The 15,070-nt window shown below is 72.1% G+C and carries 16 protein-coding genes; 8 read left to right on the top strand and 8 right to left on the bottom strand.

Features of this window, described 5'->3' with window-relative positions:
• From CFP66_RS21375 to CFP66_RS21360, 4 genes are all read right to left on the bottom strand, one after another.
• Positions 1-600 carry an NADPH-dependent FMN reductase gene (locus CFP66_RS21375; RefSeq protein WP_094927104.1) on the bottom strand — a complete coding sequence of 200 codons (600 nt, stop codon included), beginning with the start codon at positions 598-600 and terminating at the stop codon, positions 1-3.
• A gap of 56 nt (positions 601-656) precedes the next feature.
• The gene (locus tag CFP66_RS21370) at positions 657-1,796 is read right to left on the bottom strand and encodes an NAD(P)/FAD-dependent oxidoreductase (protein ID WP_094926908.1); all 1,140 of its coding nucleotides are present in this window, start codon (positions 1,794-1,796) and stop codon (positions 657-659) included.
• Between the two features lie 98 nt (positions 1,797-1,894).
• Positions 1,895-2,590 (bottom strand): TetR/AcrR family transcriptional regulator, encoded by a 696-nt coding sequence (locus CFP66_RS21365; RefSeq protein WP_094926907.1) that lies wholly within the window; start codon positions 2,588-2,590, stop codon positions 1,895-1,897.
• Positions 2,591-2,676: 86 nt separating this feature from the next.
• On the bottom strand, positions 2,677-4,035 hold the full coding sequence (locus tag CFP66_RS21360) for an alpha-glucosidase/alpha-galactosidase (RefSeq protein ID WP_094926906.1): 1,359 nt from the start codon (positions 4,033-4,035) through the stop codon (positions 2,677-2,679).
• Between the two features lie 110 nt (positions 4,036-4,145).
• On the opposite strand from CFP66_RS21360, the gene CFP66_RS21355 reads away from it, so the two are divergent.
• Positions 4,146-5,045, top strand: coding sequence for a helix-turn-helix domain-containing protein (locus CFP66_RS21355; RefSeq protein WP_094926905.1), 900 nt, complete (start codon positions 4,146-4,148; stop codon positions 5,043-5,045).
• Here CFP66_RS21355 and CFP66_RS21350 read toward each other — a convergent pair.
• From CFP66_RS21350 to CFP66_RS21340, 3 genes are all read right to left on the bottom strand, one after another.
• Positions 4,999-5,790: a metalloregulator ArsR/SmtB family transcription factor gene (locus tag CFP66_RS21350; protein WP_094926904.1), complete on the bottom strand. Its 792-nt coding sequence runs from the start codon at positions 5,788-5,790 to the stop codon at positions 4,999-5,001. The two genes, CFP66_RS21355 and CFP66_RS21350, sit on opposite strands and share 47 nt — an antisense overlap.
• A gap of 103 nt (positions 5,791-5,893) precedes the next feature.
• Entirely contained in the window at positions 5,894-6,373 is a 480-nt protein-coding gene (locus CFP66_RS21345; protein ID WP_233159598.1) for a MarR family winged helix-turn-helix transcriptional regulator, read from the bottom strand.
• Between the two features lie 144 nt (positions 6,374-6,517).
• Positions 6,518-7,372 (bottom strand): IclR family transcriptional regulator, encoded by an 855-nt coding sequence (locus CFP66_RS21340; protein WP_094926903.1) that lies wholly within the window; start codon positions 7,370-7,372, stop codon positions 6,518-6,520.
• Positions 7,373-7,456: 84 nt separating this feature from the next.
• Here CFP66_RS21340 and CFP66_RS21335 point away from each other — a divergent pair, with 84 nt between their 5' ends.
• The 6 genes from CFP66_RS21335 (at position 7,457) to CFP66_RS21310 (ending at position 13,494) form a co-directional block, all read left to right on the top strand.
• A complete protein-coding gene (locus CFP66_RS21335) occupies positions 7,457-8,671 on the top strand; it encodes a CaiB/BaiF CoA-transferase family protein (RefSeq protein WP_094926902.1) in 1,215 nt (404 codons plus the stop codon).
• A gap of 4 nt (positions 8,672-8,675) precedes the next feature.
• Positions 8,676-9,458, top strand: coding sequence for an enoyl-CoA hydratase-related protein (locus CFP66_RS21330; protein ID WP_094926901.1), 783 nt, complete (start codon positions 8,676-8,678; stop codon positions 9,456-9,458).
• A gap of 76 nt (positions 9,459-9,534) precedes the next feature.
• Positions 9,535-10,524, top strand: a complete 990-nt coding sequence (locus tag CFP66_RS21325; protein ID WP_094926900.1) for a tripartite tricarboxylate transporter substrate binding protein — start codon at positions 9,535-9,537, stop codon at positions 10,522-10,524.
• Positions 10,521-11,054: a tripartite tricarboxylate transporter TctB family protein gene (locus CFP66_RS21320; RefSeq protein WP_158228164.1), complete on the top strand. Its 534-nt coding sequence runs from the start codon at positions 10,521-10,523 to the stop codon at positions 11,052-11,054. Before CFP66_RS21325 ends, CFP66_RS21320 begins: the two co-directional genes overlap by 4 nt.
• A 13-nt stretch (positions 11,055-11,067) precedes the next feature.
• Positions 11,068-12,603, top strand: coding sequence for a tripartite tricarboxylate transporter permease (locus CFP66_RS21315; protein WP_094926898.1), 1,536 nt, complete (start codon positions 11,068-11,070; stop codon positions 12,601-12,603).
• Positions 12,604-12,657: 54 nt separating this feature from the next.
• Positions 12,658-13,494 (top strand): fumarylacetoacetate hydrolase family protein, encoded by an 837-nt coding sequence (locus CFP66_RS21310; protein ID WP_094926897.1) that lies wholly within the window; start codon positions 12,658-12,660, stop codon positions 13,492-13,494.
• A 105-nt stretch (positions 13,495-13,599) separates the two neighbouring features.
• On the opposite strand, the gene CFP66_RS21305 is transcribed toward CFP66_RS21310, so the two are convergent.
• Positions 13,600-14,319, bottom strand: a complete 720-nt coding sequence (locus CFP66_RS21305; protein ID WP_233159597.1) for a metalloregulator ArsR/SmtB family transcription factor — start codon at positions 14,317-14,319, stop codon at positions 13,600-13,602.
• A gap of 91 nt (positions 14,320-14,410) precedes the next feature.
• Here CFP66_RS21305 and folE point away from each other — a divergent pair, with 91 nt between their 5' ends.
• Positions 14,411-15,058, top strand: coding sequence for a GTP cyclohydrolase I FolE (gene folE, locus CFP66_RS21300; RefSeq protein ID WP_094926896.1), 648 nt, complete (start codon positions 14,411-14,413; stop codon positions 15,056-15,058).
• The last annotated feature ends 12 nt before the right edge of the window (positions 15,059-15,070 follow it).

Raw genomic sequence — 15,070 nt, 5'->3', positions numbered from 1 at the left:
TCAGCGCTGCACCGTCACGCCGCCCGGCGCGTGGACGGGACCATGGCGGACGGTGGCGAGGGCGGTGCTCCAGGACACCAGTTGGTCGAGCATGGTGGCCAGCGAGGCCGTCTGGTGCTCCGCCGGCGTGAAGGTGGCGCCGAATTCACGGAAGTCGGTGCGCAGGTCGAGCGTGACCTCGTGGCTGACATCGGCGAGTTGGAGCGCACCCAGGACGGGTCGCAGTGCTTCGGCCGCGCGGACACCACCGTCGACGCCGTAGGAGACGATGCCTGCCGCCTTGTTGTTCCATTCGGCGTAGACGCGGTCCAGTGCGTTCTTCAGGACACCGGGGAAGGACCGGTTGTACTCGGGCGTGACGATCACGTAGCCGTCGTGGCCGGCGATGGTCTGCGCCCACTGCCGGGTGTAGGGGTGGGCGTATCGGCCCGCGGCCGGCGGGACGGGCTCGTCGATCTGCGGCAGGTCCACGTCGACGAGATCGATGAGCGTGTACTCGGCATCGCCTCGCGCTCGTGCCTGGTGGAGGACCCACTGGGCGACGCCGGCGCCGGCCCGCCCGGTGCGGGTGCTGCCGAGCACTATCGCGATCTTCGTCATCTCGAACTCCATGGGCTCGGGCGTCGGTGGCAGGTCCTGCGTGTCGCCCGCGGGGATCACCCGACTGCCGGTCGGGGGGCGAAGAACTCGACCATCCGCTCCAGCCCCCGGTCGCCGAACATCGCGTCCAGGCTGGCGGCGGATTCGGTGGCGGACGCCGCGCTGCGCGGGAACAGCGCCTGTTCGTACGCGGTCAGCGCGGCCTCGGTGTCGCCGGGGTGTGCGGCGATCGCCGCGGCGAGCTCGGCGCCGTCGAGCATCGCCAGGTTGGCGCCCTCTCCGGCGAAGGGCGACATCACGTGGGCGGCGTCACCGAGGAGCGTCACGCCCGCGATCCGCTCCCAGCGGTGTCCGATCGGCAGGGCGTGGATGCGCCGCGGGGCGATGGTGTCCGCGTCGGCGACCAGGGCGCGCAGATCCTCGTGCCAGCCCTCGAAATGGGCGAGGACGGCGGTCGTGGCGGCGGCGCGGTCGGTGAAGTCGATCGTGTCGAGCCACCCCTCGTCGGCCACCCGCGCGGCGTAGACGTGGAGGCTGCCGTCGGTCTCGCGGTGCGCGAGGAGTCCGGCCCTGCCGCCCAGGCCGAGGAAGAACCCGTCCCCGATGACGGCGGCGCTGCGCGGGTGGCGTGCGGCGGCCTCGTACAGGTCGGTCTCGGCGAAGGAGATGCCGGTGTAGGCGGGCGTGGCGTCGGAGAGCAGCGGCCGCACGCGGGACCAGGTTCCGTCGGCGCCGATCAGCAGGTCGGTGGTGATGGCGGAGCCGTCGGCGAACGTCACCTCGTGGCGTCCGCCGCCCAGCGCCCGCGCGCCGGTGACCTTCCGGCCCCAGTGGACCGTGCCGTCGGGCAGGGAGTTCACCAGCAGGTCACGCAGGTCGCCGCGGTCCAGCTCCGGGCGGCCGCCGGTGCCGTCGTCGCCTTCGCAGACGTGGACGGTGCCGTCCGTGCCGACCACGCGCATCGCCTGGCCGCCTTCGTGGACGATCTTCAAGAAGCCCTCGTGGAGGCCCGCGGCGTGCAGCGCCTTCTGCCCGCTCTCCTCGTGGATGTCGAGCATGCCGCCCTGGCCACGGGCCGCGGCGGACGCCTCCAGTTCGAAGATGGCGGCCGAGATGCCGTTGAGGTGCAGGACCCGGGCGGCGGTGAGCCCGCCGAGACCTCCGCCGATGATCGCGAGCGGGTGGTGGGTGCCCATGACCCACAACGTAACGAACACGTTCGTTGCGAACAAGTTCGCGTGGCGACGCTCACCCACCCCGCGAAGGGTGACCTCAGGTCGCGGGTGAGGCGGGTTCAGCGCTCCGCGCCGGGAACCGGCGTGTGCGTGATGCCGTTGATCAGGACGTCGAAGCTCCAGTCCATGCGGTCGGCGGCCGAGCCGCCGACCAGGTCGGACATGTGCGCCGCGATCGCCGGGTGGGTGGTCTCGGCCACCGACCGCAGGGCCCGTGTGGTGGCGTTCCAGTCGTCCTCGGCCATGGGGTCGTGCTCCTGCGTGGACTGCTCGGCGGCCGTGGCCGTGGCCTCCTGGAGCAGCTTGTCCACACCCCAGGCGACCTGCGCGCGGGAGGCTCCGCTGCGGGACAGCAGGTCCAGGACACGCTCCACCAGCCGCAGGTAGTTCTCGCCGCTGGGGCGCGCCACGAGTGCCGACCGGGCGAGCTGCGGGTGCGCGAACAGCACGGCGGTGTAGGAAGCCAGCACGGCACGGAGCCGCTCCCGCCAGCCGTCCCCGGCTCCGCCGCCGGCCAGGTCGACCTCGCCCAGCAGGGCGTCCAGCACGGCCCCGTGCAGTTCGGCGGTGTTGGCCACGTAGACGTACAGCGAGGCCGCGCCGGTGTCCAGCTCCCTGGCCAGGCGGCGCATGGTGACCTTCTCCAGCCCCTCGGCGCGCATGAGCCGCACGGCGGTGTCCACGATCCACCGCCGGGAGAGGGCGGGCTTCGCCGGGCGCTCCCGGCGACTGATCGGCTCTCGTCCCACCGCCATGTCCGGATCGTAACGAACGCGTTCGCGGAGTTGCGGTCCTACGGGCAGCGGGCCGCTCATCGACAGCACGGTGAGGTCTGCGGTGCTCAACCCTGCAGCTCGGCGGGCAGGTACGCCTTGTGGGCCAGGAACAGCTCGTCGACCATCGCGTGGATCTGGTCGAGGGTCAGCAGGGCGCCGGACAGCGGATCGGCCATCACGGCGTGGTAGACGTGCTCGCGCCGCCCGGTCAGCGCCGCGGTGACCGCCAACTCCTGGACGTTGACACCGGTGCGGTTCACCGCCGCGCACTGCGGGGGCAGCGCGCCGAAGACGGTGGGCTGCACCCCGTTGCCGTCGACCAGGCAGGCGACCTCGACGCAGGACCCCTCGGGCAGGTTGGTGACGAGCCCGGTGTTGGGCACGTTGCCGTGGATGACGCTCTTCGCACCGGTCTCCATGCTGTTGACGATCGCCGCGCCGTACTCGACGGACGGGGCGAGCTCGGCCTTCAGCTCGCCGAGGAGCTTGTCGGTCTGCCCCTGCTCGTCGTGGGCACGGCAGATGTCGTAGTAGTCCCAGCGCTCCGGCAGGAACTCGTGCACCAGGCCGGGCGACTTGCGGAAGTAGGGCAGGTACTCCGAGGCGTGGTGGCTGGACTCGGTGTGGAAGTAGCCGAACGCCTCCATGATCGCGGTGCGGACGCGTTCGTTGCCGCCCTCGTACACCGACGCGCCGCGGTCGGCGCCGCTGTGGTCGCCGTGGTCGGCGGCCAGCTCCCCCACCGGGCCGTGCAGGTGCTTGGCCCCCATGACCTCGCGCAGCCGCGGGTAGAGGTCCTCGTCGCCGCGGCGGAACTCGGTGAACCACGACTGGTGGTTGACCCCGCCCGCGCGGAAGCGCACCTCCTCGTAGGGCACGTCCAGCTCGCGGGCGAGCATCCGGGAAGTGCCCTGGACGCTGTGGCACAGCCCGACCGTGCGCGCCCCGATCGCGTTGAGGTACCAGGTGGCCATCGCCATCGGGTTCGCGTAGTTGATCACCTGTGCGCCGGGGGCGAGCTCGGCCAGGTCGGCGGCGATCTCGCGGTACGCCACCACCGAACGCAGGAAGCGGAACACGCCGCCCGGGCCGAGCGTGTCGCCGACGGTCTGGTCCAGCCCGTAGCGCCGCGGGATCTCGACGTCGTCGCGGAAGGCGTCGATGCCGCCCACCTGGAAGGTGATGATCACGTAGTCGGCGCCGTCGAGCGCCGCGCGGCGGTCGGTGGTGCTCTCCACCGTGGTCGGGAAGCCGTGGTGCGCGACGAGTGCCCGCGCCGCCGACGCCGTGCGCTCCAGCCGGTCGGCATCGATGTCCATGAGCGTGAACACGCTGTCGCGCAGTGCGGGGAAGCTCAGCAGGTCCCCGATGAGGCGGAACGGGAAGACGTACCCTCCTGCACCGACGATGGTGATCTTGGGCATGGCGTGCCCGCCTCCTGACGTAGGGGGATGTGATCGCTCACAAGGCACGCTAGGACCTGAGCCGCCCAGGATCGGTACGCGAACCTACGAGGAAGTTCCAGGAAACTCAGATGTCCGCTGTCGTGTCCGCTGCCGGCCAGATCCAGCGCCTGCCCTCGGAGCTGGCCTGCTGGCAGGGTCGCGGGCACGCGATGCCCAGCGCGCACCGCCACGACGACCTCGAGGTCAACATCGTCGAGGACGAGCCGCTGACCTACCTGTTCGGCGGCTCCCTCGTGACGATCGAGCCCGGTCACGCCGCGCTGTTCTGGGCCGCGGTGCCGCACCGGTTGATCGACACCCCGCACAACTGGAACGCCCGCGTGCGCTGGCTGCACGTGCCACTGGGCCAGGTGCTGGCCTGGGGCCTGCCCGAGCACGCCGTCGCCGAGCTGCTGCGCGGCAACCCGCTGATCACGCGCCGGCCCGATCACCCGGACGCCGCGGCGTTCAGCCGCTGGGCCGACGACCTCGCCGGGACCGCGCCCGACCTGCACGCGATCGCACTGCTGGAGATCCAGGCCGCGGTCCGCAGGCTGCTGCGGGTGGCACTGCCCCCGGCGCAGGCCGAGCCGGACGTCCCCGACGCCGTGGGGCACGTCGTGACGATGGCCCGGTTCATCACCGCGCACTACGGCGAGCCGATCCGCGCCGGCGACGTCGCCGCGGCCGCGCACCTGCACCCCAACTACGCGATGACCCTGTTCCGCCAGGTGCTCGGCACCACCGTGCACGCCTACCTCACCGGCAGGCGGATCGCGGAGGCGCAGCGCCTGCTGCTCACCGGCACGGCCACGACGCGCCAGATCGCACAGGCGGCGGGCTTCGGCTCGCACAGCGGGTTCTACGCCGCGTTCACCCAGGCCTGCGGGATGCCTCCGGGCAGCTACCGCCGCGCCCACCGGGCCGTCCCACCCCCGATGTCTAGGCCGGCACCGGCAGCGTCTCGCCGGTCTCCAGCAGCGTCTTGAGGTCGGAGAGCAGGTGCGGCCAGCCGTTGCCGACCATCTCGCGCATCGTGCTCCCGACGGGGAAGTCGTCGTGCACGACCGTGAGTTTCACCGTCTCGCCGAGGGGCTCGATCTCGAAGGTCACCTTCGAGCGGGTCTCGGCCGCGAGCGTGGCGCGCAGCCCGTCGTCGAGGCCCGCGGCAGCCGCCCACTCGGGCGTCGGTGTGTGCCAGGTGTAGGCGAGCCTGCGGTGCGGGTCGGCCTCCAGCACGACCTGCTCGGGGTCTGCGGTGCGATGCCCGTTCTCCTCCCAGACCATGGGTGAGCCGGGCCGCCAGTCGGTCTCGAAGGCCACGCCCCAGTAGCGGCGAGTGAACGCCGGGTCGGTGAGGGCCTGCCAGAGCCGCTCCGGGGTGGTCTTGATGAAGGTCGTGTAGACGAAGGCGGGCTCGTTCATCGGTGCGGACTCCAATGCCTGCTTGAGGTCGGCGAGCGCATCCACGCGCCGACGGTCGTACCGGTGGATCCAGCGGTCGGCGATCGCGTGGATCGGGGCGGCGTTGAGGTAGTGCAACTTCTCCCGGCCACGGCGCACCGTGGTCACGAGGTTCGCCTCCTCGAGCACGGCGAGGTGCTTGCTGACCGACTGCCGGGCCATGTCCAGACCCGCGCACAGCTCGCGCAGCCGCTGCCCGTTGCGGCCCTCCAGACTGTCGAGCAGCCGCCGCCGGCTCGGGTCGGCCAACGCCTTGAAGACCTCGTCCATCCGCCGGCCCTCACCCCTTCATGCAGCCGTCCGGCTGCATGACTCACCATAGGCAGCCAATCAGCTGCATGTCAACGTCGACGGGCGACTCGGACGAGCGCCGTCACGCAGAGGCGATGCGGTCGGCGACCCGGTCGTGGAACGAGCGCCGCTGCAGCGCCGCCTCGAGATCACGGACCACCTGGCTCAGCGGGTACGGGATCTCGGCGTCCAGCTCGGCGACCACCTGCTCGGTGGCGCGCCACTCCGCCTCGAGGAACGGCAGCAGGGCCCGTGCCTGCGCCGTGAGCACCACCTCGCGGGTACGTGCGTCGGCGCCGGGGGTGGTGGCGACCAGGCCCGCACGCTGCAACGCCGCCACGGTCTGACTGGTCGCGGAATGCGTCACGCCGAGGGACTCGGCGAGCCGGCGGATCGTCATCCCACCCCGCCGCCCGAGCCGGATCAGCGGCCCGACGAACCGCGGGCGGACGCCGGTGACGCCGCGCTCCTCGTAGAGCCGCGCGATGTCGGCGTCCATGGCGTCCAGCAGCAGGCGGACCGGTCGCCAGCGGCTGTCCTCGGTGGGGTCGGGGAGGTTCACCACCAAATCCTAACAGCGCTTACATAAGCACTGTTACATCGACGTCGGCGACTGACACACCGAAAGTGGGGCTCCCACACCGACTGCAGTCGGTGTGGGAGCGCAGCAATCGGTGCGTGAACGGCGGATGGAGCCTCGGGGCCGTCAGGCGGGCGGCTGCCCGGACACGGCCTCGCCCGGCCGGCGGGCCGCCTCCACCGTCCGCGCGACGGCCTCGGCGGTGGCGCCCAGCGTCTCCGACACCTCCCACGCCACCTCGCGGAGGCGCTCGCCGAGCTGGGCGGCGCGCCGGTCGTCCATCCGCACGTCGGGTACGGAGGTGCCCAACGCCCCGACCACGCGGCCGGTGTGGTCGAACAGCGGCGCGGCCGCGGCGCGGATGCCCACGACGCGTTCGGCGCGCGACTCGCTGAACCCGCGCGCCCGGATGACGGCGAGCTGCGCGCGCAGCTCGCCGGGGTCGGTGACGGTGCCGGGAGCCACCGGAGTGACCGGTCGGCTCAGCCACCACTCCTGCCGCTCCACCGGGAGCAGGGCGAGGATCGCCTTGCCCGGCGCACCGAGCGGGAGCTCGATGGGCACGCCGATGTCGGTGTAGGTGCGGCGCAGGACCTGCCGGCTCTCCACCTGGTCGAGGACGACGCGCTCGCCGCTGGGCAGCAGCTCGTGCACGGCCACCGTCTCGTCGATCTCGTCGCGCAGGGCGTGCATCAGCGGCAGGGCGGCGTCGCGCAGCGTGGTGGGCACCGCACCGCTGCGCGCGAGCTGGACCAGCAAGGGCCCGAGCCCGTAGCGCCGGTCGGCGGTCTGCCGCACGAGCCGGTTGGTCTGCATCGCCACCAGCAGCCGGTGGGTGGTGCTGGTGGACAGCCCGGTCATCCGCGCGATCTCACTTATCCCCAGGTCAGGGCGCCGCGCATCGAAGCAGCGCAGGATCGCCACCGCGCGGTCGACCGCCTGCACCCCGGTGCGGGCGCCCGTTTCGTGTGTGATCGACATCTCTCGTTCCCTTGACCTGCGTCACATCGGATCCTAATCTTCCCGGTCAACGGGATGTTATCCCGTATCACGGGAAGGTAGGCGATGCTCCCTCTCGACGGCTTCCGCGTCCTCGATCTCACCCGCTTCCTCTCCGGGCCCTACGCCACGATGGTGCTGGCCGAACTGGGCGCCGACGTGATCAAGGTCGAGCAGCCGCACACCGGCGACGACTCGCGCCGGCTCGCACCGAAGGTCAACGGGGAGAGCTACCCGTTCGCGATGCCCAACCGCAGCAAGCGCAGCATCTCGCTGGACCTCAAGACCGACCGCGGCCGCGAGCTGTTCCTGCACCTCGCCCGCGAGGCCGACCTCGTGATCGAGAACTTCCGGCCGGGAGTCGTGGCCCGGCTCGGCATCGACTACGAGGCCGTGCGCGCCGTGCGGCCCGATGTCCTGTACTGCGCGATCAGCGGCTTCGGCCAGACCGGCCCGTACCGGGACCGCCCGGGGTTCGACATCATGGCCCAGGGCGCCGTGGGCCTCATGCGGATGACCGGAGAGCCGGGCGGGCGCCCGGCGAAGGTCGGCATCGCCATCAACGACATCGCGGCCGGCGCCACCGCGATCTACTCGATCCTCGCCGCGCAGATCCAGCGCTCCCGCACCGGCGAGGGCCAGTACATGGACATCTCCCTCGTCGACGCCGGGCTCGCCTGGACGGTCTGGGAGTCGGGTGCCTACTTCGGCGCGGGCGAGGTGCCCCAGCCCACCGGCACGCGGCACCGGCGCTCGACGCCCTACCAGGCCTACCGCACCGCCGACGGCTACGTCACGGTCGGCGCCAACAACGACCGGCTCTGGACGCGGTTCGTCACCGGCGTGCTGGACCGCCCGGAGTGGCTCACCGATCCCCGCTTCGCCACGCTGCCGGACCGGATGGAGCACATCGACGAGCTCGAGGTGGAGATCGAACGCCTCACCACCACCCGCGGCACCCACGAGTGGATCAAGCTGCTGGACCGGGCCGGCGTCCCCGGCGGCCCGGTCCTCACCTACGACGAGGCCCTCGCCGACCACCACATCCTCGCGCGGGAGATGGTCGTCGACCTGGAACACCCGCTGATCGGGGCCATGCGCACGATCGCACCACCCACGAAGTTCTCCGGGCTCGACCAGCGCGTCCGCTCCCCCGCGCCGTGGCTGGGCCAGCACACCGCGCAGCTGCTGCGCGAGTCCGGCGTCGACGACGCGGAGCTGGCGCAGCTGTTCGCCGGCGGCGTCGCCTACGACGCCCATCCCGACCACGAAAGGGGCTGAAGCGGTGTCCGACCAGATCGTGGTGGAGCGCGTCGGCGCGGTGGCCACCGTCGTGCTGAACCGGCCGCAGAGCCACAACGCGATCACCATCGACATGTACCGGTCGCTCCCCGACGTCCTCGGCGGGCTGGGCGCCGACCCCGGCGTGAAGGTCGTCGTGCTGCGCGGGGCCGGGCAGAAGGCGTTCGCCTCCGGTGCCGACATCAGCGAGTTCGAGCGCGAACGCGGCGACGCCGAGCGCGCCCGCGGCTACAACGAGCACGTCGCCGCGGCCGAGCGCGCGCTCGCCGCAATGACCAAGCCGACGGTCGCGATGGTGCACGGCTACTGCATCGGCGGCGGCGCAGGCCTCGCCCTGGCCTGCGACCTGCGCTTCGCCGACGAGCGGGCGCGCTTCGCGATCACCCCGTCCAAGCTCGGGCTCGTCTACAGCCTGGAGTCCACCAGGCGCGTCGTCGACCTCGTCGGCCCGTCGCGGGCCACCTGGATCCTCGTCTCCGGCCAGCAGATCCCGGCCGAACGGGCGTGCGCGCTCGGACTGTTCGACGAGGTGCTGCCCACCGACGAGCTCGCCGAGCACACCTACGGGTTCGCCGAGCTGGTGGGCACGCGCGCGCAGTACAGCGTGCGGGGCGGCAAGGAGATGGTCCGCCGCGTCGTGGCCGGCCAGCTCACCGACGACGACGAGACGCGGCGCATCCGCAACTCCTCCTTCGACACCCCCGACTACGCGGAGGGCGTGCGCGCGTTCCTCGAGAAGCGCCCGCCGCGATTCACCTGGTCATGATCCGCCCGTCCTGAACCGCACGTCCTGAACTGCCCCGCACGGACCCGGCAACGCCGCCGGGGAAGGGAGGCACGGTATGTCCAGCGCGATCCTCAGGAGGGCCTGCGCCCTCGCGGCGGCGGCCGTCGTGGCCGCAGCGGTCACCGCCTGCTCGGGCGGCGCGACCGACGAGCCGCCGGAGCAGTACCCGTCCCAGGAGCTGGAGTGGACCATCGCCTTCGGCCCGGGCGGCGGCAACGACATCATGGCTCGCAAGATCGTCGAGATCCTGCAGGGCCACCAGCTCTACCCGCACGACATCGTCGTCGAGAACCGGGAAGGCGGCAGCGGCTCCACCGGGTGGGGCCACGTCTTCGCCGAGGAGGGCAGCGGCTACGCCATCTCCACGACGTCGGGCTCGTTCATCACCACCCCGCTGCAGGCCGACACCGGCTGGCAGCCGCAGGACTTCACGCCGGTCGGGCTCTTCGCCACCGACGACGCGCTGTTCCTGCTCCCGGGCACGAGCCCGGTCACCGACTGGGCGGGCTGGGTGGAGTTCGCGAAGGCGAAGGGCGGTGCCGTGGTCGGCGGCATCGGCACCGTCAACGTCGACTTCATCGTGCACTCCATGCTCGCCGAGAAGGCCGGCTACCCCATCGAGTACGTGCCCTTCAACGACGAGGGGCAGATGCAGACGGCGCTGCTGTCCGGCGCGCTCGACGCCGCCGTCTCCAACCCGGGCACGGTGCTCGGCCAGGTGCAGGCCGGCCAGCTGCGGGCCCTGCTCAGCACGGCCGAGCAACCGTTGCCCGAGCTGCCCGACGTTCCCACGGACGCGAGCCTCGGCTTCACGGGGATCCCCTCGATGCCGCGCGGGCTGATCCTCCCGCCGGGCGCGCCCGAGTACGCCCAGCAGTGGTGGATCGCGACGATGCAGCAGGTCGTGGAAACCCCGGAATGGCAGGCCTACGTCGCGGAGAACCACCTGTCGGTCGACGTGCGCTGGGGTCCGGACTTCACCGCCTACCTGGACCAGACGCAGGGCGAGTTCCGGCGCATCCTCACCGAGCAGGGGGCGCTGTGACCGCAGCGGAGGCCGAACGCGCCCGCCCGGCGGTCCGAGGCCGCATCGACTCGCGCACCGTCTTCTTCGGCCTGCTGCTCGTGCTGGTGGCGGCCTACCTGCAGCTCGCGTTGGGCATGGAGTGGCGCACGGCGGCGGGCCGGATCGGGCCCGGGTTCTTCCCCCGGGTGATCGGCGTGCTCGGCGTGGTGCTCACGCTCGTCGCGCTGGTGCAGAGCCTGCGCTCCCCGCAGGCCGCCGAGGACGACCTCGACGCCGACGGCGAGGAGGCGGGCGAGGCCGACCTCGGACGCCACCCGCGCACGATGGCGATCGTCGTGGGCGCGAGCGCCGCCTTCGCCGCGACGTTCGTGGCCCTGGGCGCGGTGCTCGCCTGCGCGCTGTTCCTGTTCGGCTGCCTGTGGCTGCTCAACCGGCCGCGTCCGGTGCTGAACACGCTCGTCAGCGTCGGTCTGGCGCTGGGGCTGTACCTGCTGTTCGAGACCGCGCTCGGCGCCGGGCTGCCCGCGGGCGTCCTGCCGCTGCCCTGACGAGGAGGCGACCGTGGACGTCTTCGCGGACCTCGGCCAGGGCATCCTGGCCCTGCTCACCGTGCAGAACGTGCTGCTGCTGGGCGCGGGCGTGCTGCTCGGGATGGTCGTCGGCGTCATGCCGGGGCTCGGCCCGTCGGCCGGCCTCGCGATCCTGCTGCCGCTGACCTTCGCCCTCGAGCCCACCGGCGCGATCATCATGCTGGCCGCCGTCTACTACGGCGCGATGTACGGCGGCACGATCACTTCCGTCCTGATCAACACACCGGGCGAGTCGGCCACCGTGGCCAGCACCTTCGACGGCTATCCGCTGGCCCGCAAGGGCCGGGCGGGGCCCGCGCTGGTGATGGCGGCCGTCGCCTCGTTCGTCGCCGGCACGATCGGCGCCGTCCTGATCAGCGTGGCCGCGCCGGCCACCGCCGCCGTCGCCGCGAGCTTCGGGCCGCCCGAGCTGTTCCTGGTGGTGGTCGCCGGGCTCCTCACGCTGATCGTGGTCATCGGGCGCCACCGGCTGCTCGGGGCGCTGTCCGCGTTGATCGGGTTCGGCCTGGCCACGGTCGGTGTCGACGTCGGCGGTGGCGAGCAGCGCTACACGTTCGGCTCGACGGAGCTGATCAACGGCATCGACTTCATCCCGGTGGCCATCGGCCTGTTCGGCATCGGCGAGATCCTGCACACGCTGTGGCGCGGCGGGCACCTGGAACGCCTCGGCTACGTGCACGTCAGCAGGCGCGCCCGCGGGTTCTGGCCGAACCGGGAGGACTACCGCGAGTCACGCGGCCCGATCGTGCGCGGCTCGTTCCTCGGGTTCCTCGTCGGCACCGCGCCCGGCGCCGGGGCCACGGTGGCGTCGCTGATGTCCTACAACCTCGAGAAGTCGCTCTCGCGCACACCGGAGCGCTTCGGGAAGGGCGCGATGGCCGGGCTCGCCGGACCCGAGGCCGCCAACAACGGTGCGTCGGCGGGCGCGATGGTGCCGCTGCTGACGCTCGGCATCCCCGGCTCGGCGTCCACCGCCGTGCTGATGGGCGGGTTCCTCATGTGGGGCCTGCAGCCGGGGCCGCTGCTGATGGAGCAGAACCCCGAGTTCGCCTGGGGTCTCATCGCGAGCATGTACCTGGGCAACGTGATGCTGCTGCTGGTCAACCTGTTCTGCATCCCGGTCTTCGCCTCGATCGCGCGCGTGCCGTTCCGGGTGCTCGCGCCGATCATCATCGCGCTCTGCGTCGCCGGCACCTACACGGTCAACGGCAGCATCGTCGAGGTCGGGATCATGCTGGCCTGCGGCGTGCTCGGGTTCTTCATGCGGAGGTTCGGCATGTCCCCCGCGGCGCTGGTGATCGCGCTGGTGCTCGGGCCGCTGGCCGAGGAGACGCTGCGCCAGACGATGATCATCTCGGGCGGCGACCCGTCGATCTTCCTGCAGCGCACCACGAGCCTCGTCCTGCTCGTCGTGATCGCAGTGCTCCTGCTGGTCCCCCTCGTCCTGCCGCGCCTGCGCCGCGCGGTCGCCGCCCGCAACCGTACGAACGGCACCCTGGTCCCATAGGTTCCTACGATCGGTCCGTTCGTCCACCGAGCACGCTCCCCGGGAGGATCATCCATGCGTCTGGCCAGCGTCCGCCACCTCGGCACCGAGGTGCCCGCACTCGTCGACGCCCGGCGCGGGGTCGTCCGCGTCGCCGATCTCGTGCCCGGGTTCTCCGGCGACGCGCTGTCGATCCTCGTCGACGGCCGGTGGGCCGAGCTGGAGAAGCTCGCCGCCGACGCCCCGGACCGCGTGTTCGCCGATCGCGAGTCCGTCGAGTTCGGGGCGCCCTACCGCCACCCCCGGCTGATCTGGGGCATCGGGCTGAACTACGTCGACCACGCCGCGGACCTGTCCGAGCAGGTCCCGGACGAGCCCGCCTCCTTCGTGAAGGGCGACCACACGGTGATCGGCCCCGGCGAGCCGATCCCGGTGCCGCCGCAGAGCTCGCGCACCACCGCGGAGGCCGAGGTCGCGCTGGTCATCGGCCGGCACTGCCGCAACGTGTCCGAGGCCGACGCGCTCGACCACGTCGCCGGCGTGGTGGCCGTGCTCGACCAGACCGCCGAGGACATCCTGGAGCGCAACCCGCGCTTCCTCACCCGCTCGAAGAACTTCCCCGGCTTCTTCTCCTTCGGCCCCGAGATCGTGCCGCTCGCCGAGCTCCCCGACCTCGCCGAGCTCGAGGTCAGCACCGTGCTCAACGGTCAGGAGCACCGGACGAACACGGTGGCGCGGATGCGCTACTCCCCCGCGTTCCTGGTGAGCTTCCACAGCGCGGTGATGCCACTGCAGCCCGGCGACATCCTCTCCACCGGGACGCCGGGGGCGGCCCACATCCGACCCGGTGACACGGCCGAGTGCCGCATCCCCGGCGTCGGGGTCCTGACCAATCCCGTGATCCAGGGCTAGCGCTCCGGCTGCCCCCCAGGACCGTCGCTCGCAAGCCACACGCCACGATGGTTCAGGAAAGCCACATTCATGCCCTCCACGTTCATGAATGTGGCTTTCCTGAACTCACCGCGAGGGCTTCCTCGGGCCGGCTCCCGTCAGCACCACGCAACACCGCCCTGCCGCCGGCCGCAGTGCGGCTTCCAGCGACGCCGCGCGCCCGAGCTCGTCGAGCAAGGCGGCGACGAGGTGCAGGTTCATCCCGCAGACGAGCTCCGTGTGCTCGCGCGCCAGCGCGTGGAAGGGGCAGTTCGCGAGCACGACCGCGTCGCCCTCGACGCGAGGTTCGTACCCGTGGCTCGCGAGCACCCCGACGACCTCTTCCAGGGATGACGCCGAGGGATCGTGGCTCCGCACGTCCTCGCCGGCGAGCCGGCGCCCCGCCGAAGCGGCGGCGCGCTGCACCGCCTCCCGCACCGGCACCCCGTCCCGGGCCGACTCGTCCACCGCTCCGGCCAGGATCCGGCCGGCCAGGTCGTAGTGCCGCGGCGGCAGCGAGACCGCGAGCTGGCGGTCCGAGCGCCGGTACAGCTTCGTCGGCCGTCCGGCGCCCGGGCCGCGCCGCCCGGACAGCCGCCGGAACTCGACGTCGAGCAACCCGTCGGCCACCAGCTTGTCCAGGTGGAACTTCGCCGTGTGCCGCGGCACCCCGACGCCTGCGGCGGCCTGGTCGCGGCTCACCGGCTCCGGCTGCGCGATCACGTGGAGGTACAGCGCGCGGCGGGCAGGCTCGACCAGCGCGCCCACGCCGCTGACCTGCGCGACGAAGTCGTCCAACGGGTCCACCACCTTCTCCGGGACGCCGCCCGTTGACGACGCATCCTCCGCGTTCTAACGTCAAGCATATTATCCTTTAGAACGTGGAGGATGCGCCATCATGACCTCGCTCGCCCCGGTCGGGCGCACGCACACCCCACCGCTGCACGTGGTGGGCCCGTCCGAGGGGATCGACCTCGGGGCGGCGCAGCGTGCCGCGGCCGCCTTCCTGGCCGCGCTCGGGGTCCCCACCGACTCCGACGCGACGGCCGACACCCCCGCACGGATGGCGCGCGCCTACGCCGAGATGCTCACGCCGCGCTCGTTCGACCTCACCACGTTCGCGAACGACGAGGACTACGACGAGCTGGTGCTCGCCCGCGGGATCCCCGTCCAGTCCGTCTGCGAGCACCACATGCTCCCGTTCCTGGGCACGGCGCACGTCGGCTACCTGCCGGGGGAACGGATCCTCGGGCTGTCCAAGCTCGCGCGGGTGGTCGAGCTGTTCGCCCGCCGGCCCCAGGTGCAGGAACGGCTCACCAAGCAGGTCGCCGACTGGCTGCAGTCGCACCTGCAGCCCCGCGGCGTCGGGGTGGTCATCGAGGCCGAGCACATGTGCATGACCGTCCGCGGCGTCCGCGCGGGCGGCGCCAGCACGGTCACCTCGACCCTGCTCGGGACGCTGCGCGAGGACCCCCGCTCGCGCGCGGAGTTCCTCGCCCTCACCACGGCAGGCGACGCGTCCGGCCGCACGCATCGACACCTCTAGGACGACACCTCT

Origin of the sequence: Pseudonocardia sp. MH-G8 (assembly GCF_002262885.1) — a bacterium.
Taxonomy (GTDB): Bacteria; Actinomycetota; Actinomycetes; order Mycobacteriales; family Pseudonocardiaceae; genus Pseudonocardia.
The sequence above is the reverse complement of the archived record's forward strand: the minus strand, read 5'-3'. Positions and strand labels throughout refer to the sequence as shown.

What these genes read in the sequence shown, in the direction of transcription:
- CFP66_RS21365 (WP_094926907.1), bottom strand. Translation starts at nt 2,590, where the DNA reads ATGGCGGTGGGACGAGAGCCGATCAGTCGCCGGGAGCGCCCGGCGAAG.
- folE (WP_094926896.1), top strand. Translation starts at nt 14,411, where the DNA reads ATGACCTCGCTCGCCCCGGTCGGGCGCACGCACACCCCACCGCTGCAC.
- CFP66_RS21375 (WP_094927104.1), bottom strand. Translation starts at nt 600, where the DNA reads ATGACGAAGATCGCGATAGTGCTCGGCAGCACCCGCACCGGGCGGGCC.
- CFP66_RS21335 (WP_094926902.1), top strand. Translation starts at nt 7,457, where the DNA reads ATGCTCCCTCTCGACGGCTTCCGCGTCCTCGATCTCACCCGCTTCCTC.
- CFP66_RS21325 (WP_094926900.1), top strand. Translation starts at nt 9,535, where the DNA reads ATGTCCAGCGCGATCCTCAGGAGGGCCTGCGCCCTCGCGGCGGCGGCC.
- CFP66_RS21340 (WP_094926903.1), bottom strand. Translation starts at nt 7,372, where the DNA reads ATGTCGATCACACACGAAACGGGCGCCCGCACCGGGGTGCAGGCGGTC.
- CFP66_RS21360 (WP_094926906.1), bottom strand. Translation starts at nt 4,035, where the DNA reads ATGCCCAAGATCACCATCGTCGGTGCAGGAGGGTACGTCTTCCCGTTC.
- CFP66_RS21370 (WP_094926908.1), bottom strand. Translation starts at nt 1,796, where the DNA reads ATGGGCACCCACCACCCGCTCGCGATCATCGGCGGAGGTCTCGGCGGG.
- CFP66_RS21310 (WP_094926897.1), top strand. Translation starts at nt 12,658, where the DNA reads ATGCGTCTGGCCAGCGTCCGCCACCTCGGCACCGAGGTGCCCGCACTC.
- CFP66_RS21355 (WP_094926905.1), top strand. Translation starts at nt 4,146, where the DNA reads ATGTCCGCTGTCGTGTCCGCTGCCGGCCAGATCCAGCGCCTGCCCTCG.
- CFP66_RS21350 (WP_094926904.1), bottom strand. Translation starts at nt 5,790, where the DNA reads ATGGACGAGGTCTTCAAGGCGTTGGCCGACCCGAGCCGGCGGCGGCTG.